This is a genomic window from Halomonas sp. 3D7M (assembly GCF_014897885.1).
Taxonomy (GTDB): domain Bacteria; phylum Pseudomonadota; class Gammaproteobacteria; order Pseudomonadales; family Halomonadaceae; genus Vreelandella.
This window is the reverse complement of record NZ_JABUZF010000268.1, coordinates 6920-24874: the sequence shown is the minus strand read 5'-3', so window position 1 is coordinate 24874 and position 17955 is coordinate 6920. Positions and strand designations below refer to the sequence as shown.

The following is a 17955-nucleotide window of genomic DNA, read 5'->3' as shown; positions in this document are numbered from 1 at the left end:
CTAACCGCCGCTAAAAATTTCGTTTTGGAAAGATTGGCCGCCTCCGCTTCAGCATTCGCCGCCAGCAGTCGTGCATTCACTTGGCTAAGCTCATCTAATGTGCGGTGAAGTGCGTCGGTGCGTTCGCGTACTTGCTCTGCCAGCAGCACCGAGCGCTCAAACGCTGCATAAGGGGCGCTGTTAGGGCTTGCTCCGGACTCCACACGCTCCATCAGCGCCTGGCAAACCTTACGCAAACGGCGGTTTTCCTCGCGCAGCGTGGCATTATCCGCCGCAGTATCGCTATCCGCCGCTAGTTGGAAGAGCGCCAAAAGCCACCCCCGTAAAGGTTTGGTTTACGTGCATGCCATGATGATGTTCGCCGTAGGTATTAAACCCCACCACTCGTGCCTGACGAAGCAGCGCTGACGCTTGATCCAACTGCTGCAAAGACTCAAGCGCCATACGCCTTAAGAAACAATCACAGCCTATAATCGAAGGTGTTGCACCCAGGCGTTGTTGCACGCGCTGTAGCATCACCTCTAGATCTAAGAGTAACGGCGCAGGCCGCATCGCGGTGAGCACAATGCCCGTTTCCACCGCACAGTAAAACGTTAGGCTAGCATCTTCATTCACGCGTTGTATTGAACGAATATAGTGTTGGCCGCCGATATAAACTGCCAGCGGGTGCTGGGCAAAAATGGATGGCGATAGCGTATCAACAGAACAGCCAACTAACGCTGCATACACGTCAGCAGCAGGTAACCCGTTAAGCTCTAGCACTCGGCGCTGCTCCCGGTCAGCCTCTGTTACCACCAATTTATGGGCAAGCGGTTCAAGATGATGGGTAGAAAACACCTCAAACGGGAGCCGCGTGTTAAGCATTACCACCACGGCGGCGCGGGTATGAAAATGCCCATTAGCATAAACATGGGTATGGGTAAGGTGATTATCATCACCGGCCGAGCCGCCAAAGCTGGGTATACGGCCAAGAGCAGCATCTAGGGTTGCTAATACCTGTTCTTCACGGCTGGACAAACCATCTAGTAACGTGAGGGCAAAGCTATGCTCGTTCACCGGTGCAACCGCCTGCTGTCGACAACGCTCCAGCAAGGTATCGACGAGCGGTTGTGCGCGGCTAAGGTCAAAGTGTTCAAGGTCGTCTACCAGTGCGGTTTCAATTGCAAACACGCGACTATCAAAACCTATCGCAACCACAGAGCCTCGGTCATAGCCTTGCGGTGTAATCTCGCCCGCCGTCGTGCAACCACTCATCGGCACCTTATCAAACGCACCACCAAGGGCAGTTGCTAGTTCCTCTAACGGATACTCTGCACTGCAAAAAAACAGCACAAAACCTAAGTGCTCATGGCCTAGCTGCTGAGCCAGTTCATCGGCGGCTTGGAAGGGATTAAGCTGGTTGCTGGCAGCGATCTGAATACCGCTATTCTTCGGTGCTATCGTCACGGCGCCATTTCTCCAACGCTGCATGAGTTCGCGAAGCGGTTTGCCTCAACAGACTCATGGTTTCAGTAAAATCTTGCGGTGAAGACGCACTGTTACTGGCGATTATTTCGAGCCGTTTAGCCTCAGCGGCCAAACGCTCTGCCCCAACACCGAGCGATTCGCCGCGCAGCTGATGTGCTAAGCGCGCCACTTGCTTGGCTTGCTCCGTTGTCAGAAATTCCGCGTTCCTTAGGTAAGCAGCCAACTGCGCAGAGTAATCACTCACTTGCTGGTAATAAAGCATGATGACCTGATCGACACTTTCAGCTCCCAATGACATAACCAGGGACTCTAGTGTTGCACGGTTAAGGAGTGGCTGTAACTCTTGCTGCTCCTGATCTAAAGGCAACACCGACAAGGCGTCTGGGCGCGAAGCCGTAAACAGCTGCAGTGACAGCACATGGCTAAGGGCAAGTAAGGATAGCGGTTTGGTAATGTAATCGTTCATTCCCGCTGCTAGGCAGCGTTGGCGAACATCTTCCACGCCGCCAGCCGTCATGGCCACAATCGGCACGTTAGCCAGCCAACCGCCTTGAGAGCGAAGCCTTTTGGTCACGGTGATGCCATCGATATCCGGTAGCTGAATATCCATAAAGATAAGGTGCACCTGCTGAGTCTGCACCATGTCCAGAGCATCTTGGCCATTTTCAGCACAGACGACATCACATCCAAGGCGCGACAGTAGCCCAATGGCAACTTTACGATTGACGGCATTGTCTTCCACAAGTAGTAAGGATGTGCCTGTAAAATCCTGCGTTGGTTCGGGCGGCAATGGAGCGGTGACGGGGCTGGCTTCTACAAGGGGCAACTCGCACCAAAATGTGCTGCCCTGCCCAGGAGTGCTACGAACCCCTAGTCGTCCTTGCATGGCTTCGCTTAAGCGTTTACAAATCGCCAAACCTAACCCAGTACCGCCAAACCGACGAGCAACTGACTCATCCGCTTGTTGAAATGGCTCAAACAGTGACGCCTGTTGCTCCTCATTTAAGCCACAACCGGTATCACAAACTTCAAATAACAGGCTCTTTACCGTGGAATAAATACGTATATTGACTTTACCATGGTCAGTAAATTTAATAGCGTTTGTGATGAGGTTAAGCAAAATCTGGCGCAATCGGCTGGCATCGATCATTACCCATGCCGGTACTAAAGGATCAACATATAACGTTAACTGCAGGCCTTTTTCCTTAGCGCGAGGCTCAAAAAGCGATATAACGCTGTCGACTAGTGGTTTAAGGGCAGTGGGCGCAGTTTCAAGCGTTAGGTGCCCCGCTTCAATCTTTGAAAAATCAAGAATCTCATTGATCATCGCTAGCAACTGATTAGCGCTGTCATGAATCGTACGAGCATAGTCTTCTACTTGCGCAAGGCTAGATGGTTCACGTAGCAACTCACTCATGCCAATAACACCGTTGAGCGGCGTGCGAATTTCATGGCTAACCATCGCTAAAAAGTCAGATTTAGCGTGATTCGCGGCCTGTGCCTGCGTGGCAGTGATTTCTAGTTGATGGCTAAGTTGCTCTTGCTCACGACGAGCGGAGGCGCTTTCTCGCATTTCACGCACCAGAAACACAATTACCAGCAATACAGCGAAACTCATTCCCACCAATAGCGACATTAAAAGCTTATATAAAATATTTAATAGCACGCGCTCTTCAGTAGCAGACTCCGCTAGATAACCATTAATAGCGATAACAAATCGCTCTGTCAGTCGAGTTAGCACCAACAGCTCTTCCTCTAGCTCAGCAATCGGCGGCTGAGGTAAAGATGCATGAGGTTCAAACATAGGGTCTAGCGTATCTAGCTGCTGCTGAATTTGAACTAACAACGCTTTTGCCATACTGATATTGTCTAACAGCAGGCTCACTTCGCCCTCTTGCAACAGCGTCATTCGACTATAGAGCAGTTCGAAGTGCAGGTTCAGATCGTCCTGATCGGAAGGTGAAATCGGGCCACGGGTGGCCGCCAGTAAGTGGTTGAATAGCTGAATCGCATCGCGATCAAGCTTATAAACTACCCAAGCCGTATCTTCTCTCAAACTTTGTGTCAAATTATCCTGACGCCAAGCCGCTAAGGCTGCCACTACCAGAGCTGCCGCGAACAGCAGGACGGTAATCATAGCAACCACTTTAAAGCGACGCGGATAACGCAGCAGGCGGGGAGCCCGAGAAATAGACTGACTAACGGACATTTATCTGCATAACTTGCCAAACAGCTCTAAAACGCATTTTTTCACTTAAAAGAGCCTCATCTTGGCTGAAAGGATAAAGCACCCACAAAGGGCCGTACTCACGGATGGGAATGCTTTGCCCGTTCCGCTCTAATGCTAGGATCACATCATACTTATAAAAATCACTGATCGGTATTTCCGCTTCGAACCCGTTTAAAGCGGAGACGTAAACGCTATTTCCAGAGCTATTTCCAGAACCAGGCAACCCGACATGCTCTAATAATGTGCGCATCAGCGGTCCGCTATAAGTACTACTGCCCTCAGTCCACGGCGTGCCCGTTTCAAAGGAGTGCTGTGGCAAAGCTTGTAACATATCACGGTCAAAGAGTGCGCCCTGGGCTGCGTTGAAATGTGTTATGCCACCGTTGACTGTGAGAATAACAGGCCCTTCGGGCATATCGAGGGAGGCCTCTGTCCGCATATGACCCGTCACGGGAATGCTGAGCAACAGCATAATCCCTCCCAGTAAAAACGCTTTCACAACGCTTACCTCACGACACAATATCTTGAAAACAGGACCGTTTCTGTCAACTATCAAGACAGGCAGGACTCTGGATAAAAAAGAGATAGCGCAAAGGTTACGCTATCTCTTTCACATAGTCAGGTTAAGTATGTTTTTACTTAGCAACGCGTTTGAGGCTCAACATTTCAAGACTTTCTGACCGTTAGGTCTCAAGCTTTTCGACTGGCTCAAAGCGCACCAATTCTTCATAAGCATGCCATGTTGCATGGCCTAAAACGGGTAAAATGAGTGCCAAGCCAATGTAAAACGTAAGCACACCAATCAAGACGCAGCCTGTCAAAATAGCAGCCCACAACAGCATCGGACGGAAGTTTTTGGCAACACAGCGCACGCTAGCTTCGATACCCTCCATAAAAGTAAGATCTTGATCCATTAGCGTTGGGATAGCCACTGAGCTAATCGCAAACGCACCGAAAGCGAGAATACCGCCTGCCACTGAACCTACTGCAATCATGCCCAAGCCTTCAGGCGTGGTTAGGAGTGATGTGTAAAGGGTTTCTGGACTAGGTACTTCAAAGCCAAAGAACAACGCGAACAGCAGCGTTGCAAGACGAATCCAGGCGAGGAAGAAAATCATCATCATCACGCCCATCATCGCCAACTGGCCTGCGTGCGGACGCCAACTGCCGAAGGCATCGCCAAGGTTAGGAACCCTTCCCCGCTCAAGAGCAAGACTAATGCCATAGGAGCCTACCGCCACCAGTGGCCCAACAAACATAAACCCAGCGATCATAGGTAATAACCAGTACCAATAGCCGAGTGTTATTGCACCCGCTGTAATGGCTATGCTTAATCCCACCCAAAACATGCCGTAGGTTAAACTGATAGCAGTTGCGCGACGAAAGTCCTCGAACCCCGCGGCAAGCCATGCACGCGGCCGATCCATTCCCACCTTATTAATAGTGATTTTTACATTAGGCATATCTGCTCGGCCGTGCGTTTTTGTTGTAGCTGCATTCATAGCATGACTCCTTAGATTTACCCCAATGCAGCGGTGGCCTTTAGACCCCATTCAGGTTGAGATCGAACTTGCCCGATACCCTGAAAAAGTTGCCACATGCATGAGTTCGTTAACCATGGGTTAATGGCTTAACGTACCTTTAATGTAGCTGAGCAATGACATGGTGGGGCTGTCTGGCGACATCGCGTACAAAAAATCCTGCTTTCATGCTATTAACGACAATTTATTCGATGCGTTAGCCAGCGTTAATATAACCTCACAAACAAAAACTCCAGGCCAAATGGCCTGGAGTTCGCTTAACAAACAACTCGGTATTGAAACGTCAGCGCACGATCATTACCGATACCTTGGAGTGATGAACCACATGTTCAGCGTTAGGCCCCAAGACATAATCTACAAACTTACGCTTGTTATGTGATGCCATAACGATCAGGTCCACATCCAGTTTCTTACCAGCCTTGATAATCCCCTCCCACGGGGAACCATCCACAGTGACACTTTGTACCTGAATGTCCTCAGGCACTTTCTCCTTAATGAAGTCATGAAGTGCATCGGTTATCGCTGCATGCGCCTTTTTAGCGAAGTCCTTGGGAAAATAGGAACCCACCATCGGCATACGGTAATCCGGCAGTACCGTAACCACATGTAGCGAAGCACCAAAAGTGCGACATAACGTCAGGGCTGTAGGCAGCGCCTTTGACCAAGAAGCTTCCTCATTCAGGTCCACCGGCAACATGATCTTGCTGTACATGGCATTCTCCTTCATGCGGCAGCAGTAGCTGACGTGTTATTACGACGCCGACGCTGCATCAATACAATCAGCCCAAAGACCAGGAACGCAGGAATCCACATCAGCTCTTTAGTCCAACGGTCAACAGGAGCCAGTACCTCAATGATTTCTTGATCAAAGTCGAAACCGAGGTCTGCAGCTTGGCTGCCATAAGCCACCATATCAACGGTCGCCTTACCATCCTCAATAAAAAGCTCCATGCCCAGGTTGTCGAGCCGCTCTTGTCCCGTTTCACCCTCTGGCACCGGAAGTGTCATGTAGGTCGTCATGGGATCACCGTAGTCATCAAGGCCCGCAATCTGCAAGCGCAGGGTAGAGTCTTCGTCGACACTGCCCAGCGCTTCAACGAATTGGTCAGGCGATATCGACTCATAGGGATCATGGATCATATCCATCCAGAAACCGGGGCGGAACAGCGTGAACGCGATCAGCAGCAGCACAATAGACTCATACCAACGGTTGCGTGTAATCATGAAACCCTGGGTTGCTGCGGCGAAGATCAGCATAGCGATAGTCGAGACGACAAAGATCAAAATTCCCTGGAGGAAGGTCACATCGATTAACAGCAGGTCGGTATTGAAGATGAACAAGAACGGTAGCGCCGCGGTACGAAGGCTGTAATAGAAAGCCTGGAAGCCTGTCCGAATGGGATCGCCACCCGATACTGCCGCCGCTGCAAAGGACGCCAGCCCCACCGGCGGCGTAACATCCGCCATGATGCCGAAATAAAACACAAACAGGTGTACCGCAATCAATGGCACTAGCAGGCCATTTTCAGCACCTAAGCTGACGATAACTGGCGCCAGTAGCGCAGATACTACAATGTAGTTAGCCGTCGTAGGCAACCCCATGCCAAGAATCAAACTGAGCACTGCAGTAAGCAGTAAAATCAGCATCAAGTTACCCATGGCAAGCGTTTCCACTACCTCGGCCAGTACCAGACCCACCCCAGTCTGCGATACAGCACCGACAATGATGCCAGCGGTGGCAGTGGCGATGCCGATACCAATCATGTTGCGAGCGCCGGTGACTAAACCGCTCCACAGATCCATAGCACCTTCACGCAAATCCGCAGCCATATCGCCGCGCCCCCTAAAGATCGACGTGATGGGGCGTTGAGTAAGAATGATGAAGATCATGAAAACAGTGGCCCAAAAAGCCGACAGTCCTGGCGACAAGCGCTCGACCATCAGACACCAGACCAACACAATGACAGGTAGAATGTACTGCAAGCCAACCAGCACTGTAGGCTTCGTCTGCGGCAGTGAATAGATTGGCTGGTTAGGATCATCGAGCTCAAGTTCGGGGTAACCTGCCGCCAGTTTGAGTAGTGCGATATAAATCACTGTCAGCCCAACGGCCACCACCCAGGGAGTAGCGTCGCCCAGTACCGGCTTGAGCCAACCGAGGCCATAATAGACCCCCAGAGCGGTGATCATCATCAGTAGCAGACCACCGAGAAAACCGACCACTTTATTGACCAGCGGCTTAGGCGGATTGCTGCTTTGAAGCCCTTGCATATTGGCTTTTAGGGCTTCCAGGTGAACGATATAGACCAGCGCGATATACGAAATCAGTGCAGGCAAGAAGGCATGCTTAATTACTTCGACATAAGAAATACCTACATACTCGACCATCAGGAAGGCGGCAGCCCCCATCACCGGAGGCATAATCTGCCCGTTGACCGATGACGCCACTTCGACTGCACCCGCCTTTTCGGAAGAAAACCCTACCCGCTTCATCATTGGCACCGTAAAAGTACCGGTGGTCACAACATTGGCAATCGAAGAACCGGAAATCAAACCGGTCATTGCAGAAGCGACTACAGCAGCTTTCGCTGGACCACCGCGATAGTGACCAAGCAGCGAAAATGCAACTTTAATAAAGTAGTTGCCAGCACCAGCCTTATCTAGCAAAGCACCGAACAACACAAATAGGAACACGAAGCTAGTTGAGACCCCTAGAGCGATACCGAAGACCCCCTGAGTCGTCAACCATTGGTGATTAATCAAGCCAAATAGACTAACACCACCATGTGAAAGAATGCCCGGCATCCAAGGGCCAGCCAAGCTATAGATAAGGAAAACTGACGCCACGATCATCAACGGCGGGCCAAGCGCACGACGAGTCGCTTCTAGCAGTAGCAGTATCCCTGCGATACCAATAATAACGTCCTGCATTATTGGTGCGCCGGGGCGCTGGGATAGTTGCTCATAAAACATGAACATGTAAGCGCCACAAAAGGCTGCTGTTGCTGCAAGTATCCAGTCCTGGATCGGAATACGGTCACGAGGTGAACGCTTGAGTGCCGGATAGGCCATATACGCCAGAAACAGCGCAAAGGCTAAGTGGATAGAGCGAGCTTCTGTGGCATTAAAAACGCCAAACCCCAAAATGAAGGGCACTGGAGAAGCGATCCACAATTGAAAAAGAGACCATGCCGCTGCAATGCTTACCAAGAGCTTACCGGGCATGCCGGTCGGTTTACGGGCTCCCGTGTCACTGGAGGCTACCATATCCTCCAAGTCTACTCCGGCTCCCGAAGGTCTATTCTTATCTTCAGTCATATGCCTGCCCTTCTCCGAGACGATTGACGCATAATTGCCATATCGAAATGCCCTATAAAACATTCTAAACTAAAATGCGCGGCACCCTGGGGTAACCGCGCATTTCTTACCAAGGTAACAGTACGTCAAGCTATACGGTTACTCGATCCAGCCTTGTTCACGGTAGTAACGCGCAGCCCCATCATGCAGGGGTGCAGAAAGCCCCTGGGTCACCATATCTTCCGGATCAAGGTTCTCGAAGGCCGGATGCAGGCGTTTGAAGCGATCAAAGTTATCGAAAACTGCCTTGACGGTCTGGTAGATAACGTCTTCGTCAGCTTCAGCAGTGGTTACAAAGGTAGCCGCCACGCCGAAAGTTTCGACATCTTCGTCGTTACCACGATACAGACCACCCGGAATTACCGATGTTGAATAGTAGGGGTATTCATCAACGATGCCCTGAATGTCTTCGTCATTAAGTGAAATCAGGCGAGCATCAACGGTGGTAGTAGCTTCTTGGATGGAACCATTGGGGTGGCCCACCACATAAACCATGGCATCAACGTTATTATCAGCAAGAGCTGCCGCTTGCTCTGCGGCATCAAGCTGAGATGCTAAGGCGAAGGTATCTTCGGTCCAACCTTTCGCGTCCATCACCACTTCCATGGTGTTACGCTGGCCTGAACCTGGATTACCAATATTGACGCGCTTACCTTCCAGATCATCGAGTGTCTCGATTCCTGAGTCAGCACGCGCAAGCAGAGTTAAGGGTTCACCGTGAACACGGAACACCGCTCTCAGCTCTTCGTAAGGTTCTCCTTCAAAATTCCCAGTACCGTTGTAAGCTTGGTACTGAACATCCGACTGAGCGACACCCATGTCCAATTCGCCGGATTTGATACCGTTGATATTGGCGACGGAGCCACCAGTAGAAGGTGCATTACATTTGATGTCTGCGTCTTCCAGACGGTTCACCAATCGACAGATCGACTGACCGACTACGTAGTACACACCTGTTTGGCCACCGGTACCGATAGTGATGAAGCGTTCCTGTGCAACCGCCGGAGATGCAAACGTAGCGGCTGCAATCAGCGCGCCGGAGAAGGCGGCAGTGGAAAATACATGGCGTTTCATGGACACACCTCTTTATCTTGATGTTGTGAGCGTTATACGCTTTAACTTCACCTGCTGAACGGTTCCCTCAGGTGTTTTTCTGCCAAAACGTTTTCAAGACAATCTGTTATCAACGCCGACTAATACAGCCGACACTTACTACTTTAGCGAAAAAAAACATACTTGGCGAAATACACGGCAAGTCATTACCGATATAACGCCCATACACATCCCAGTGCTTGCAATTAAGTCCTACTGTTCAACAGATAAACTTAACGCTTAGAGGCAATGCACACGGTAGATGACATTGCCTACCACAAGCAGCTCAGACAACAAACTCAGATTACCGATGAATTACGTTTAGTTACCGTTAATAGCCATGCCGTATTCGCATAGCGTATAGCGGATTGAACATCTTATGACGAATGACGTCAGGCATAGGTGTGTTAGACGTTATAACCAAGTACAGATGGCAACCACAGCGCAATACTTGGAAAAATGGCCACAAGAGCAAGCGCACATCCCATCGCCACAACAAATAGCAATGCCCACCCCAAAGTCTCTTCCAAACGGATTTTGGCAACCTCAGTGGTTACCATTAAATTCACCGCAACCGGCGGGGTAAATTGACCAATAGCGATGTTCATGGCTAGCAGAATGCCGAACCAAACGGGGTTCCATTCAAAGTGCTGCATAACGGGTATCAGCACTGGCATCATGATGAGATAGATAGAAATAGCGTCAAGCAGCATGCCAGCGACTAATACTGCTAGCATGACCAGCACCAACAGCAAAACACCGTTGTCCGTTAAGCCAATAATCCACTCTGCCAAATGACGGAAAGTCCCCAGCATTGTACCAGCCCAAGCAAAAATGCCCGCTAGAGCGATAATCAACATCACCACTCCAGAAATAATCGCGGCCTCTCCTAACAATTCCCACAGGTCACGTAACGAAAGCTCTTTCGTCAAAAACAGCCCCACAATGGTGCCATAGGCAACCGCTACAACGGCGGCTTCTGTCGGGGTAAATAGGCCTGAGCGCAGCCCCCCTAAAATAAGCACTGGAGCAAACAAAGCGGGCAACGCTTGCCTAAACGTCGTACACACGGTCAAGGTTTCAGCACCTGCTACCGGTGTTCCTTCCCAGCCGTAACGCTTAGCAACGATCATCGCAGGCACCAGCAGCGCTAGCCCTGCCAAAATGCCGGGAAAAAGTCCTGCGGCAAATAACGCGCGCAGATCGACACCGGGCACCACAATCGAGTAAAGAATTAGCGCCACAGAAGGAGGGATTAAGATAGCGGTGGATGCCGATGCGGCAATAAGGGTTGCGGAAAATGGCTTTGGATAGCCCGCTTTTGTCATGCTTGGCAGCATTACCATGGCCACTGCCGCTGCATCCGCCGGGCCCGAGCCACTCATGCCACCCATAATCATGCACACTAGTACCGCAACCAGCGCCAGACCGCCATGACGAGGCCCAATAAGCGCCTGAGCAAAGCGTACCAAGCGCAACGCCACACCTGAGCGCTCAAAAATCAGACCTGTCAGTATGAATAGCGGTATCGCGATTAAAGGGTACTTGGCAATGCTGTTATAGGTATTGGTGCCTAGCGTCGCCAACATATCTGGCGAAAGCCCAGCCACAATACCCACTGAACCAGCTAACGCGAGCGAAAATGCCACGGGCACACCCGCTATCAAAAATCCGGCAAAGGCAAGAATCATCCAAATATCAGGCGTCATTATCCAGCCCTCCGTTTAATCGATCTCGGGTTTGCTGAACGAGACGCCATACCATGGCAAAGGATAATATCGGAAGCCATACTAAGTACCACCACTGAGGCAACCCTAACCCCGGCGATAGCGATTCCCATTGGTACTCTTGCCAGGCTAGCTTTCCACCATACCAAGTGATCAAGCCCAGAACGGTTACCCCACATAGCGCTTGAAATAGAATAAGTGCGCTGCGCCAGCGCCCAGGTAGCGCCCGCTCCAAAAAAACAATACGAATATGACGGTTTCGCCTAAGCGCCACCGATGCCCCTGCGAATGTAAGCACCACCAGTAAAAATACGGAAAATTCTTCGGTAAACGAGAATGAGCCGCCAGTCAGGTAACGTGTGACCACATTTCCCAGACTAATCAACGAAATAATAATAAGTGACAGCGCGCCCAGCCAGCGTTCAGGGCGTGCATCGGGAAAGCCTTTCATGGCAGCCTCACAAAAAAAAGCTACCGGCCCTAAAGGCCGGCAGTTAAAACACTAAGGAGCTATTAACGTGCGTCGATAGCCGACCGAGCTGCGTTAACCACGTCTTCCCCAATGCGCGGGGCCCATTTTTCGTAAACGGACTGCGTGGCATCGACAAACGCCTGATACTGCTCATCGGAAAGCTCGGTTACTGTGACACCGCGCTCTTGAATAGCCGCCAGGCGCTCGCTTTCTTCCTCACGCGTCATGGCGATTTCCCACTCCCCCGCTTCAATGGCAGTTTCACGCAACAGCACTTGCTGTTCTTCATCAAGCGATTGCCATACCTGCTGGTTAACCGCAAAAATTAGCGGGTCATTCATGTAGTTCCAGAGCGTTAAGTGCTCCTGGCCCACCTGATCAATACGCGCAACATCAAATACTGAAAGCGGATTTTCCTGCCCGTCAACCGCGCCAGTGGTTAACGCTGGCTGAGCATCTGTCCAACTCATTTGCGTCGGATCTGCGTTAAGGGCAGAGAAGGTATCCTGGAACAGCGGTGAGCCAACCACGCGGATTTTCAGACCATCCAAATCCTCTGGCTGACTAATCGGCCCACGGGAGTTCGACACTTGGCGGAAGCCATTTTCGCCCCAGGCCAGCGGCATAACACCGCGAGACTCAATCGCTGCAAAGACCAACTCACCGGCTTCGCCGCCAGTAACGGCATCCACAGCAGCTTCATCGGGAATAAAGAATGGTAAAGAGAATAAATTCAGTTCAGGAACCTGAGGCGACCAGTTAATCGTCGAGCCTACCGCAGCATCAATTAGCCCCGAACGCATGGCCGAAAACTCACGAGTTTGGTCACCGGAAACCAACTGAGAGTTCGGGTAAACCCGCAGCGTTAGTTCTCCACCACTGCGCTCTTCCACCAACTCCGCCCACTTTTCCGCCGCCTGCCCCCATGGGAAAGCATCAGATAAAACAGTGGAAACAGAGAGTTCACGTGCTTGTGCAGAGAAAGAAGCCGAGAGTAAGGCCGCACCAGCTAAACCTACCGTTAAACGAGCCATAGAGCGTGTCAGCGTCATTATTGTCGATCCTTTTTTAACTATTTTTATGGTGTGCGTGTTTTAAAGCCTGCGTTTATACCCATTATGAGGCTCATCAAAGAGCCTAACTTATTGTATGCACTTAGGGCGCGAAAGAAAGATGTCTAGGGTAAGCATTCTGCCGTACTTTTCCTTGATACCAGGGTGTAGGGCAAAACTAAATTGTCTACTTGCCTCCCTTCCAGCACCTCGATCAACATCGCAACTGCTTCACGTCCGAACGCTTCCGCTGGTTGGGCAATCGTGGTCAACGGAGGATCGCTATAGGAAGCAAACGCAATATCATCAAAACCTGTCACCGAAATATCCTTTGGAATCTGTAGACCCGCTTCTTTGATACGGCTTATAGCACCTATGGCCATTTCATCGCTTTCACAAAAAATGGCGGAGGGGCGCTCCGCTAAAGCAATAAGCGTTTCAGCCGCCTGATAGCCAGAAAGTGGCGTGAAATCGCCAGGACAAAGTAGTCTCTCATCTAACGGAATGCCCGCCGCGATCAACGCATCCTGGTAGCCTTGTTGACGGTCACGGGTCAAGGGGCTGCGCCGAGGCCCTTTAATCATGCCGATTCGACGATGCCCCAGGGAGATCAAGTGCTCGGTGGCCTCACGGGCTGCCGCTCGGTTATCGAGTTTGACGGTGGGACAGGGAGCATCGTCCAGCACCTCGCAGGCATTGATCATGGGCAATACCGCACCAGCGGGAAACGCCTTTTCAGAAAAAGGATTAAAAGCACGCAGTTGAATCACGCCATCTGCCTGACGGGTACTGACTAAACTGGCGTATTGGATTTCCATCGCCTCATTTCCGAGCGTATTACACAGCAGAACGCCGTAGCCACGTTCTTGGGCCGCTTCCTGAATGCCGCTGATTACCCGCGCAAAGAAGGTATTTGCGATAGTGGGTACTAAAACCACCAAGTTATAAGTGCGCTGTGAGCGAAACTGAACCGCCATCAAATTGGGTTTGTAGCCCGCTTGATCAACGGCCTTCAGCACTTTTTCTCGGGTGGTCGGCGAGACGATATCCGGCGACTTTAACGCGCGTGATACGGTCGCGACCGACACCCCCGCCAACTCGGCGACCTTACGTATATTGGTCATGGCCTCCCTTATCACTAGGTAATCGCCGTAAGCAGATGGTTGCGCGGCATTATTCATGGTCAGCTTAACGTATTCCAGCGTTAAACTCAGCGCGCTATTTTCCACCCCTTCTCAAGCACCGATAGACCTTTGTCGCATTGACGCTTATAGCGTGAAGCCCTAACTTCAAACCAAATGTAACCGGTTACATTATCGACTGCACTAGCGCAACCTGAACAAGCGCCACCTGAAAAATCAAACGCTTTATTAAAGCAGGAGCCTCTCTATGCCGCGACCCAATCAATCCCGCATCCGCTTAGGCATGATCGGCGGCGGACAAGGGGCGTTTATCGGCCAAGTTCACCGCCTAGCTGCTCGCCTCGACGACACCTGCGAGCTGGTATGTGGCGCCTTTAGCCGCTCGGCGGATAACAACCAGATGACCGGCGAAGCGTGCCACCTACCCGAAGAACGTGTTTACGCTGACTGGCAGCAATTACTGGGAAGCGAGCAGCAACTTCCCGCCGAACAGCGCATGCAGTTATTGGTGATCGTAACGCCCAACCATCTTCACGTACCGATCGCGGAAGCGGCCATGCAGGCAGGCTTTCATGTGTTCTGCGAAAAACCGGCAGCAGTATCGCTCCAAGAAGCCCAGCGCTTAGCAGAAAGCTGGCATGCCAGCGGCTGCCTGTATGGCTTGGCGCATACCTACTTAGGCTACCCCATGGTATGGCAAGCCCGACAAATGGTGAGCGAGGGCCAAATAGGTAGCATTCGCAAAATTCATGTGGAGTACCCCCAGGGCTGGTTAGGCGAGCGTTTAGAACAGCAGGGTAATAAGCAGGCCGCCTGGCGCACCGACCCTTCACTCGCAGGTATTAGCGGCTGCATGGCCGACATTGGCACCCACGCTTTCGGCCTCGCCGAGTTTATTTCCGGACATCGTGTTAGCGAGCTATGCGCCTCGCTTGCCAGCCACGCCGATGGCCGCCAACTGGACGATGACGGCGATGTGCTGCTGCGCACCGATCAAGGCGCCAGCGGCACCCTCATCGCCAGCCAAGTCTGCAGCGGGGAAGAAAACGCGCTCAAAATTCGTATTTACGGTGATAAAGGGGCGCTTGAGTGGCACCAAATGGAGCCCAACAGCCTGCTCTACCGCCCGCTTCAAGCACCGATGCGCACCCTCCGTGCGGGCATCGACCAACCCGACCTTTCCCCCAGCGCGCTGCAGCGCTTGCGCCTGCCCGGCGGTCACCCTGAGGGGTATCTGGAAGCACTCGGCAACCTTTACCGCGACTTTGCCCACGCCATTCATCAAGGCGAGCAAGGCGACGTTGAGGGCGTTCCCGGCATGGCCTCCGGGCTACGTGGCATGGCGTTTATCGAGGCCGTCACCACTAGCGCCAAAAGCGAACAAAAATGGACACCGTTGCCTGCTACTCAACTACCAGGAGCCTAATCATGCCCAACACTCACCAAGGCATCCGCGGGCCCGCCATTTTCCTGGCCCAGTTTATCGGCGACGAGGCGCCTTTCGATAGCCTCGATGCAATCGCTCGCTGGGCGGCCGAACAGGGCTATCAAGCCATTCAGCTCCCCACTGTAGATAGTCGTTTTATCGACCTGCGCAAGGCCGCTGAAAGCCAAAGTTACTGCGATGAGCTTAACGCCCGCTGCGAAAGAGCCGGCGTTGTGATCAGCGAACTCTCTACCCACTTACAGGGCCAACTGGTCGCCGTGCATCCCGCTTGCGACGACTTATTCGATGATTTCGCGCCTGCAGAGTTACACGGCAAGCCCCAGGAGCGTACCGAGTGGGCCATTGAGCAGCTAAAGCTGGCTGCCAAAGCCAGCCAACGGCTTGGCTTAACGGCCCACGCGACGTTCTCCGGGGCGCTGCTATGGCCCTTCGTTTACCCCTGGCCCCAACGTCCTGATGGGCTAGTCGAAGAAGGGTTCAGCGAGTTGGCCCGGCGGTGGCGGCCAATTCTGGATGCCTTTGATGAGGCAGGCGTTGACCTGTGCTTTGAAATTCACCCTGGCGAGGATCTTCACGACGGTGCGTCTTTCGAACGGTTCCTGGCGGCAGTGGACAACCATCCACGGGCGAAAATTCTTTATGACCCCAGCCACTTACTGCTGCAGCAGTTGGATTATCTCGAATTTATCGACCGCTACCACGAGCGTATCGGCATGTTTCACGTTAAAGATGCTGAATTTAACCCCAATGGCCGCAGCGGCGTTTATGGCGGTTACCAAGGCTGGGTAGAACGCCCCGGCCGCTTCCGTTCATTAGGCGATGGGCAGATTGATTTCAACGGGATTTTTAGCCGCCTGACGCAGTACGGATTTGATGGCTGGGCGGTGCTTGAGTGGGAGTGCTGCATTAAAGACGCCGCCCAGGGTGCTGCAGAGGGCGCTCCCTTTATCGAGGCACATCTGATTCAACCCGCCGGTCGCGCTTTTGATGATTTTGCCGGTGTCACCACCAGTGTTTCGCGCAACCGCCGAATTCTTGGCCTTCCTTCACACCGCTAATTGACGGTTTTAAATCAAGACAGCAATCACCAACACACAACCACAACAAAGGATCACGTCATGGCTATGATACGCACACGACTCAGCATCATGATGTTTTTGCAGTTCTTTATCTGGGGCGGCTGGTTTGTCACCCTGGGCACCTTCCTGGCCAACAACCTCAACGCCAGCGGTGGTCAGATTGGCATGGCATTCTCCACCCAATCCTGGGGAGCGATTATTGCCCCTTTCATTATTGGCTTGATCGCTGACCGTTATTTCAACGCCGAGCGCATTCTCGGTGTTCTGCACTTGGCGGGCGCTGCGTTAATGTACGGCCTGTATGTCGCCAGCGACTTCAGTACGTTTTACCCGTTGGTGTTGATGTATATGATTATTTATATGCCGACACTGGCGCTGGTTAACTCAGTCTCCTTCCGCCAAATGAGCGATCCAGGCCAGGAGTTCGCTAAAATCCGCGTATGGGGAACCATTGGCTGGATTATCGCCGGCCTGGGGATCAGCTACTTATTCGCTTGGGACTCTTCGCAAGGCATCGCCGACGGCATGCTGCGTAACACCTTCTTGATGTGCGCCATCGCGTCTTTAGCCCTTGGCCTGTATAGCTTTAGCCTTCCCGCGACGCCGCCTAAAGCAGATGGTCCGGTGGGCTTAAAAGAAGTGCTAGGGCTAGATGCACTGGCCCTGCTAAAAGACCGCAACTACGCCATCTTCTTTATCGCCTCTATTCTGATTTGTATTCCGCTGGCGTTTTATTACCAAAACGCCAACCCCTTCCTCGCCGAGATCGGCGTGACCAATCCAACTGGTAAAATGACCCTGGGTCAGGTATCAGAAGTGCTATTTATGCTGCTGCTACCGGTCTTTATTCACCGCTTTGGTATCAAGAAAACCTTGCTGATCGGCATGTTGGCCTGGGCGTTGCGCTATGCGCTGTTTGCGTTCGGTAACGCCGATGAAATGGTGTTTATGCTCTTGATCGGTATTGCACTGCATGGCGTGTGCTACGACTTTTTCTTCGTAACCGGCCAAATCTACACCGACGCCCGTGCGGGGGAGAAATTCAAAAGCTCTGCCCAGGGCATGATCACGCTGGCCACTTACGGGGTAGGCATGCTGATAGGCTTCTGGGTCGCGGGTCAGATTACCGATCACTTCTCCACCAACGGCGCGCACGACTGGCAAGGCATCTGGATGTTCCCAGCGGTCTTTGCTATCGCGGTGCTGGTACTGTTCTACCTCACCTTTAAAAACGACAAAAGCGTAACGGCTAAGCCTAACGTGTAAGGATATAGAGCATAAAAACAGCCGGGGGTGTGGGCGGCGCCCGGTTTACTAAGCTTTGTACGAAAACTGTCCTAGCAGATATA

At 52.0% G+C, this 17955-nt stretch carries 14 protein-coding genes and 1 pseudogene; 3 read left to right on the top strand and 12 right to left on the bottom strand.

What is annotated here, in order from left to right:
* The 12 genes and pseudogenes from INT22_RS21455 to INT22_RS18010 form a co-directional block, all read right to left on the bottom strand.
* Positions 1-311, bottom strand: a pseudogene (locus INT22_RS21455) (hybrid sensor histidine kinase/response regulator); the annotation flags it as partial.
* Positions 283-1470 carry a nitric oxide-sensing protein NosP gene (gene nosP / locus INT22_RS18060; RefSeq protein WP_193068695.1) on the bottom strand — a complete coding sequence of 396 codons (1188 nt, stop codon included), beginning with the start codon at positions 1468-1470 and terminating at the stop codon, positions 283-285. The gene nosP and the pseudogene INT22_RS21455, both read right to left, overlap by 29 nt.
* On the bottom strand, positions 1424-3676 hold the full coding sequence (locus tag INT22_RS18055; protein ID WP_193068694.1) for an ATP-binding protein: 2253 nt from the start codon (positions 3674-3676) through the stop codon (positions 1424-1426). The genes nosP and INT22_RS18055 overlap by 47 nt, the downstream gene beginning before the upstream one ends.
* Positions 3666-4169 carry a molybdopterin-dependent oxidoreductase gene (locus tag INT22_RS18050; protein WP_193068693.1) on the bottom strand — a complete coding sequence of 168 codons (504 nt, stop codon included), beginning with the start codon at positions 4167-4169 and terminating at the stop codon, positions 3666-3668. Before INT22_RS18050 ends, INT22_RS18055 begins: the two co-directional genes overlap by 11 nt.
* Positions 4170-4380: 211 nt before the next feature.
* The gene (locus tag INT22_RS18045) at positions 4381-5199 is read right to left on the bottom strand and encodes a DUF2189 domain-containing protein (RefSeq protein WP_089039700.1); all 819 of its coding nucleotides are present in this window, start codon (positions 5197-5199) and stop codon (positions 4381-4383) included.
* 322 nt (positions 5200-5521) lie between these two features.
* A complete protein-coding gene (locus tag INT22_RS18040) occupies positions 5522-5950 on the bottom strand; it encodes a universal stress protein (RefSeq protein ID WP_193068692.1) in 429 nt (142 codons plus the stop codon).
* Positions 5951-5961: 11 nt separating this feature from the next.
* Positions 5962-8556, bottom strand: coding sequence for a TRAP transporter permease (locus INT22_RS18035; RefSeq protein WP_193068691.1), 2595 nt, complete (start codon positions 8554-8556; stop codon positions 5962-5964).
* A 138-nt stretch (positions 8557-8694) separates the two neighbouring features.
* Positions 8695-9669 (bottom strand): TAXI family TRAP transporter solute-binding subunit, encoded by a 975-nt coding sequence (locus INT22_RS18030; protein ID WP_193068690.1) that lies wholly within the window; start codon positions 9667-9669, stop codon positions 8695-8697.
* 425 nt (positions 9670-10094) lie between these two features.
* Positions 10095-11396, bottom strand: a complete 1302-nt coding sequence (locus tag INT22_RS18025; RefSeq protein WP_193068689.1) for a TRAP transporter large permease — start codon at positions 11394-11396, stop codon at positions 10095-10097.
* Positions 11386-11865 carry a TRAP transporter small permease gene (locus INT22_RS18020; RefSeq protein ID WP_193068688.1) on the bottom strand — a complete coding sequence of 160 codons (480 nt, stop codon included), beginning with the start codon at positions 11863-11865 and terminating at the stop codon, positions 11386-11388. Before INT22_RS18020 ends, INT22_RS18025 begins: the two co-directional genes overlap by 11 nt.
* A 62-nt stretch (positions 11866-11927) precedes the next feature.
* Positions 11928-12938: a DctP family TRAP transporter solute-binding subunit gene (locus INT22_RS18015; protein ID WP_193068687.1), complete on the bottom strand. Its 1011-nt coding sequence runs from the start codon at positions 12936-12938 to the stop codon at positions 11928-11930.
* Positions 12939-13063: 125 nt separating this feature from the next.
* On the bottom strand, positions 13064-14062 hold the full coding sequence (locus INT22_RS18010) for a LacI family DNA-binding transcriptional regulator (RefSeq protein ID WP_193068686.1): 999 nt from the start codon (positions 14060-14062) through the stop codon (positions 13064-13066).
* Between the two features lie 265 nt (positions 14063-14327).
* Between INT22_RS18010 and INT22_RS18005 the strand changes: the two genes are divergently transcribed.
* Genes INT22_RS18005 through INT22_RS17995 form a run of 3 tightly spaced genes read left to right on the top strand, consistent with a single transcriptional unit; the run spans position 14328 to position 17872 of the window.
* Entirely contained in the window at positions 14328-15506 is a 1179-nt protein-coding gene (locus tag INT22_RS18005; RefSeq protein WP_226912880.1) for a Gfo/Idh/MocA family protein, read from the top strand.
* A gap of 2 nt (positions 15507-15508) precedes the next feature.
* Entirely contained in the window at positions 15509-16585 is a 1077-nt protein-coding gene (locus INT22_RS18000) for a sugar phosphate isomerase/epimerase family protein (RefSeq protein WP_193068685.1), read from the top strand.
* Positions 16586-16645: 60 nt separating this feature from the next.
* A complete protein-coding gene (locus INT22_RS17995; RefSeq protein WP_180091266.1) occupies positions 16646-17872 on the top strand; it encodes a nucleoside permease in 1227 nt (408 codons plus the stop codon).
* Positions 17873-17955 lie beyond the last annotated feature (83 nt).

Excerpts from the sequence above, each read along its gene's own strand:
- INT22_RS18025 (WP_193068689.1), bottom strand. The coding sequence starts at position 11,396 with ATGACGCCTGATATTTGGATGATTCTTGCCTTTGCCGGATTTTTGATA.
- INT22_RS17995 (WP_180091266.1), top strand. The coding sequence starts at position 16,646 with ATGGCTATGATACGCACACGACTCAGCATCATGATGTTTTTGCAGTTC.
- INT22_RS18020 (WP_193068688.1), bottom strand. The coding sequence starts at position 11,865 with ATGAAAGGCTTTCCCGATGCACGCCCTGAACGCTGGCTGGGCGCGCTG.
- INT22_RS18000 (WP_193068685.1), top strand. The coding sequence starts at position 15,509 with ATGCCCAACACTCACCAAGGCATCCGCGGGCCCGCCATTTTCCTGGCC.
- INT22_RS18045 (WP_089039700.1), bottom strand. The coding sequence starts at position 5,199 with ATGAATGCAGCTACAACAAAAACGCACGGCCGAGCAGATATGCCTAAT.
- INT22_RS18040 (WP_193068692.1), bottom strand. The coding sequence starts at position 5,950 with ATGTACAGCAAGATCATGTTGCCGGTGGACCTGAATGAGGAAGCTTCT.
- INT22_RS18055 (WP_193068694.1), bottom strand. The coding sequence starts at position 3,676 with ATGTCCGTTAGTCAGTCTATTTCTCGGGCTCCCCGCCTGCTGCGTTAT.
- INT22_RS18050 (WP_193068693.1), bottom strand. The coding sequence starts at position 4,169 with ATGCTGTTGCTCAGCATTCCCGTGACGGGTCATATGCGGACAGAGGCC.
- INT22_RS18010 (WP_193068686.1), bottom strand. The coding sequence starts at position 14,062 with ATGACCAATATACGTAAGGTCGCCGAGTTGGCGGGGGTGTCGGTCGCG.
- INT22_RS18030 (WP_193068690.1), bottom strand. The coding sequence starts at position 9,669 with ATGAAACGCCATGTATTTTCCACTGCCGCCTTCTCCGGCGCGCTGATT.
- INT22_RS18015 (WP_193068687.1), bottom strand. The coding sequence starts at position 12,938 with ATGACGCTGACACGCTCTATGGCTCGTTTAACGGTAGGTTTAGCTGGT.
- nosP (WP_193068695.1), bottom strand. The coding sequence starts at position 1,470 with ATGCAGCGTTGGAGAAATGGCGCCGTGACGATAGCACCGAAGAATAGC.
- INT22_RS18035 (WP_193068691.1), bottom strand. The coding sequence starts at position 8,556 with ATGACTGAAGATAAGAATAGACCTTCGGGAGCCGGAGTAGACTTGGAG.
- INT22_RS18005 (WP_226912880.1), top strand. The coding sequence starts at position 14,328 with ATGCCGCGACCCAATCAATCCCGCATCCGCTTAGGCATGATCGGCGGC.